This is a genomic window from Microcoleus sp. C2D2 (assembly GCF_036702495.1).
In the GTDB taxonomy this organism is placed as follows: Bacteria; Cyanobacteriota; Cyanobacteriia; order Cyanobacteriales; family Microcoleaceae; genus Microcoleus.
This window is the reverse complement of record NZ_JAUBTO010000273.1, coordinates 1-5,467: the sequence shown is the minus strand read 5'-3', so window position 1 is coordinate 5,467 and position 5,467 is coordinate 1. Positions and strand designations below refer to the sequence as shown.

General features: G+C 47.2%; 3 protein-coding genes. All 3 read right to left on the bottom strand.

All coding sequences use genetic code 11. The features are described from left to right. The coding region (locus QUB61_RS37530; protein WP_333127504.1) for a hypothetical protein at window positions 1-335 on the bottom strand (335 nt) is incomplete at its 3' end. Window positions 336-573: 238 nt separating this feature from the next. Beyond that, a complete protein-coding gene (locus tag QUB61_RS37525) occupies window positions 574-4,791 on the bottom strand; it encodes a chemotaxis protein CheB (RefSeq protein ID WP_333127502.1) in 4,218 nt (1,405 codons plus the stop codon). Between the two features lie 226 nt (window positions 4,792-5,017). Next, window positions 5,018-5,467: adenylate/guanylate cyclase domain-containing protein (locus QUB61_RS37520; protein ID WP_333190404.1), on the bottom strand; the 450-nt coding region annotated here is incomplete at its 5' end.

Sequence of the window (5,467 nt, the reverse complement as noted above, 5' to 3'; positions counted from 1 at the left end):
CAAGATGCCCATCCCACAAGAGTTATTTTTTCTTGTGGGATGGGCATCTTGCCCGTCCTAGTTATTTTTGCAAGAGGTCTAATAGTAATCGCCCGAATCTTGACTCGCTCTCTTTCCGATATTACTCGATCGCCGAACAAACGCTTATAATCCGGGTGATGAAGCAGTTGGATTCCTGACAGCCGCAGGGGCAGTTGTTCTAATGTCAATTCCTGGGGCAATTCCTCTGTATGCAAAATCAGCCCGGACAAATTGCGATCGGTATTAGTTAATTCTATCTTAACTTTTCCCTGACGCACGGTCAGATTTGTTTTGTCAAAATCGCTGCCTGCCAACTGCTTGAGTTTAATTTCTTGTATCTCTTCTGTTTCTGGACCTTCAACCTTTAAAATCCCTTTATAGCAATCCTAAATGATTATACTCGTTACCAGGCTCTGCCTGGTAACGCATATTCGGAGGCTCTGCCTCCATTGTCGCAGCCGAGGCAGAGCCTCTGGACATCGGTTCCCAGGCAGAGCTTGGAAGTTAACCAGTTATTGAAACTGATTTAGGATTGCTTTAGCTCAAAATAAATTAAAATCGTCCTGCTAGATTGGCAATAATTAATCCTAGTTGAATAGGCTTTAGCGGCTTAGCAATATGAGTTTGAAAACCAGCTTCGATCGCCCTTTGCCGTTCTTTATCGCTCGCATAAGCAGTCAGCGCGACGGCTGGGATTTCTCCTCCGGCTTCTGCAGCAAGGGTTCGCACTTCTCGAATTAAGAAATACCCATCTTCCTCTGGCATTCCGATATCAGAGATTAGCACGTCATATCTGCCGGGATTCTCAGTCAAAGCAGCGATCGCACTTCTGGCAGATGCAACCGTCAAAACCTCAGCCCCGTAGCTTTCGAGCACAAATGCTACGATCTCCCGGGTATCGAGCAGATCGTCCACAACTAAGATGTGCAAGCCTTCGAGAGAGGGGACACAATCGCTTCTTGAGGCATTTAAAGGCTCTACCAAAAAAGTTGGCTCTAAATCGATCGCCGGTGTCAAATTTTGAGGCGAGGCTCTCAACGGCAATCTCAGAGTCATTGTAGTTCCTTGTCCCTCACCGGGACTATCCGCTTGCACCGTTCCCCCGTGCAATTGAACCAGATGACGCACGATGGACAAACCCAATCCCAGCCCTTGATTAGCCTTAGTGGTGCTGGCATCGCCTTGATGGAAACGATCGAAAATATACGGCAAGAATTCTGCCCCAATGCCTTTTCCCGTGTCGCTGATTTGAAGTTGAGCGCGATCGTCGATCGCCGAAAGCATGATTTCCACTCGTCCCCCGGCCGGAGTAAACTTAATCGCATTAGATAAAAGATTCCACACAACTTGCTGCAAGCGATTGATATCGCCTAAAACAGTTGTAGCAATCAAATGCGAAACAATTTGAATGTTTTTTGCTTCTGCTGATAATTGAACCCCCTCCAGCGCAGCTTCCACCACTAACCGCAGATCGATCGAACTGGTATCAAAAGCGAGCTTGCCGCTCGTAATCCGAGAAATATCGAGAATATCTTCGATTAACTGAGATTGCGCCCTCGCGGAGCGCTCGATCACCTCTATAGCGCGAATAGCGTCTGCTTCCTTAAGCTTGCCAGAGCGCAGCAGTTGTGACCAGGCCAGGATCGGAGTCAGGGGATTGCGGAGCTCGTGGGAGAGATTCGCGAGAAATTCATCTTTAGCACGGTTGGCGGTTTCTGCTTGTTGGCGGGCCAACTGTTCGTGCTGCAATAACTGCGATCGTAGCGTCTCAAACTGCTTGCGCTCTGTGATATCCTCGATCGACAACAGAATCATTAAAGCTCGATCTTCTCGTTCAAGTTTACAAGCATTAAGCACCATAGTTTTCTGCCCGATATTATCAAACAGGTGTTCCAACTCAAAGTTTTGAAGCTGAACATCACTAACCAGAATATCTTCCAATATCCATCGCAATTGGGGGATATTCCACTGCCCGTTGCCTAGCTCAAACAGCGAAGATTTTGCTGTTTCTGAGGATGAAACCTGAAACGTTTCATAGAACGATCGATTTGCTTTATTCACTCGGAAATTAGCATCTAGCGCGACTAAAGGCGTTTGCACAGTTTCCACGATGGTTTCAGCGTAGTTTCGGGCATCTTCCAAGGTGGCGGCACTGCGTTTAAGAGCGTCAATATCAATCAAAACCATTACCACACCGTCAATCTGGTTTTCCGTTGTACGGTAAGGACGAATGCGGAGGTTGTACCAATATCCCGATAAAGTTTGAACTTCTTGTTCTTGCGTCTGGAGAGTATCAATCACCTCCAAAATTATCTGTTCCAAGTCGGGAACGTCAAGAGCCGCTCGGATGTCCCTAAAAGGTCGTCCAACATCTGTGGGAATCAGACTAAAAAGTTGCTGTGCCGTTGGCGTAAACCGTCGAATCTGTAAATCGTTTGTCAGCATTAAGATAGGGATATTGATACTGGCAAGCAAATTTGTCAGATCGTTATTGACCAGGCTTTGTTCACTATTTCGACTGCGAAGTTCCTCGTTAGTGGTGGTGAGTTCCTCGTTAGTGGCTTGAATCTCTTCTTTGGCAGTTTCTAGTTCCTCGTTGGTGCTTTGCAACTCTTCGTTGCTCGATAGGATTTCTTCGTTGGCAATTTTGAGGTCTTGGTTGAGATTTTCCTGCTCCTGGATCAGCGATTGCAGGTGCACTTTAGCCGTAGTTTTTTCTTGGTTAGCGGTGGCAAGTGCCTGCCTCAGGCACTCATTTTCCGAAGCTAAATCACCTGGCTCGCAGCTTGCAGAAGTGACGGTGCCCAAGTCGATCGCCTGGGGTAAAACCTCTTCAAGTAGCAGCAAAAAATAGCGTGCTGTGAACGCTTGCGGCTGAAACGGCATCACCTCAATATTGACGATAGTCGATCGTCCGCCCGATTCAACCACTACCCTTTCTTTCCTAACTGTCAGGTTCTGCGTTTGTGCCCGATCGATCGCGGTGCGAAGCTCAACAAGCAAGCCTGCCCTTGCCATTGTCAGCAAGTTTAAGTCCGGCGTTCCGGCTGCCACTCTAAAGTAAGGATCGATGTCTCCCCGCACTTGCAAGATTTTCATATCCTCGTTGACAAGCACACTGGCTGGGGCATAACGATTCAAAATCCGTTGCTCAGTTTCTCGCTGTAAGTCGAAGCTATTTATTAAATTTTCTTCATTCATTTCCTGTTTTTGAACAGTTTTAGCGACGGGATAGGAGCTCGCCGTAAAGGAAAAAGTGGGACGAGTCGCAGTCAACTTTTTTGCATAAATTTTATACTTTCTATCCACTGACTTAAACAAGTATGAAAATTTTCCGGGACTCTCAGAAGTACCTAACATCAGAAAGCCTGTTGGGTTAAGGCTGTAATGAAAAATCGGCATCACTTTCTTTTGCAATGACTCTCCCAAGTAAATCAGCACATTGCGACAGCTAACTAAATCGAGATTGGAAAAAGGCGGGTCACTACCTAAGTCTTGTCGGGCAAATACGCACAGTTCGCGGACGGCCTTGCAAATTTTATAACTACCTCCTTCTTGTAGAATAAAGAAGCGATTGCGTCGCTCTGGTGAAACGTCTACCATCTGGTTTTCTAGGTAGACGCCTGACCGAGCTTTCCCGATCGTCGCCTCGCCAATGTCCGTGGCAAAAATCTGGATCGGCGGGATAACTCGATCGCCCAAAAACTCTAACAAACAAATGGCGAGGGAATAAACTTCTTCACCAGTCGAACATCCCGCCACCCAAATCCGAATCGGAGCTTGTGCGGATTTATTTTGGGTAATCGTGGGGAAAACCAGCTTTTTTAACTTTTGAAAGGCTTCGCTGTCACGGAAGAAACTGGTAACGTGGATCAGGATTTCTTCATACAAAGCTTTGACTTCAGCCGAATTGTGTCGAAGGTATTCGGCGTAATCATCCAAGTTCTCTAGCTTATACAATACCATCCGTCGCTGGATGCGTCGGTTCAGGGTAGCCGCTTTGTACTGGCTGAAGTCAACGCCTGCGGTCGATTTCAGCAGCGCCAAAATAGTGGCCAAGGCCGATGGCTGTTCGGGCGATTCCTCAACTTTTGTCAGGGGAAGCGGGCCAGTGAGAAGGGGACTGCGACTGTAGTTTGCCAGTTCCTCGGCAATTTTTTCCGGTGGCAGAACAAAATCGACATTTCCTGTTGCAACAGCGGTATTCGGCATACTATCGAATTTTGCCGTGTCTTGACATTGAGCAAAAGTCATGCCTCCGGCTGCTTTGATTGCCTTGAGCCCCAGTGAACCGTCTCCGTCTCCCCCGGATAATACTACGGCAATTGCTTTGTGTCCGCGATCGATCGCCAATGACGTAAAAAACGCATCTCCCGGCATATATTTGCCATAAAGCTTCTCGCGGGGTGATAGTTGCAGCACGCCTTTAGATAGCACCATCTTGGTATTGGGCGGAATGACGTAGACTTGATTCGGCTCTACAGCGATGCCGTCTTGTACCTCACTAACAGGCATTTGCGTGCTTCTGCTGAGAATCTCCCTCAGCAGACTTTTGTGATCGGGGGCTAAATGCTGAATCAGCACAAACGCCATACCCGTATCTATCGGTAAATGGGTCAGTAACTCCGTGAATGCTTCCAACCCTCCTGCGGAGGCGGCAATCCCAACTATGGGAAAGGGGGCCTCGGTTTTTGCTGATTGTTCGATGTTGAGGGTGGCTGGGGCGATCGATTCTGGTGTATTCTCGGGAGATAATTTATGAGAAGTCATCGTGCGAAGTCCTGGACTTCAGTTATTTAGCAGCATACCTATCTGGCAAGTGTGCGACTGATTACTTCCGACTATTTTGAGCGTCGGTTAAGTTGCCATCATAACGCAACTCCCTTAAGGGTGAGCTACACTCTTGGAGCCATGAGCTGAGCGCGATCGAAGAACTCTATCTGCTGTTGTGGCGATCGCAACAAGAGGGTGGCAATCACTAGGTATATCTGCTTAATTAGTTTCTTTGAGCGACCAGTGTACCAGAGAGCGCGATTACAGATTCCGTATTAATTCTAGCAGTATAAGCCACTTGGGCGCCTTGTATTCCCTTTAAATCTTCCACACGTTTGTGAATTTCGGACACTCCCGCAGCTTGTAATGCTGTTAAAAATCCTTGGTCCCTGTAAACATCTTCGGAAAACGAAACTTCGTCACTTTTAGAAAGATTTTGAATGCGGGCGGCTTTGTTGACTGTGGAACCAAAATAGTCGATCGAATTATTAAGATTTACGAGCAAAGCCGTACCTCGGTGAAGGCCAATTCTGACTTGAATCCACTCGGATTGTGGGCGATTTAAATTGTACTCTCTGAAACTGGTCACAGCACCGACTGCCGCCATAATTGCTTGTTCGTTGCTGATAAAGGAAGCCATGACGGCATCGCCGATGGTTTTAATGATTTTACC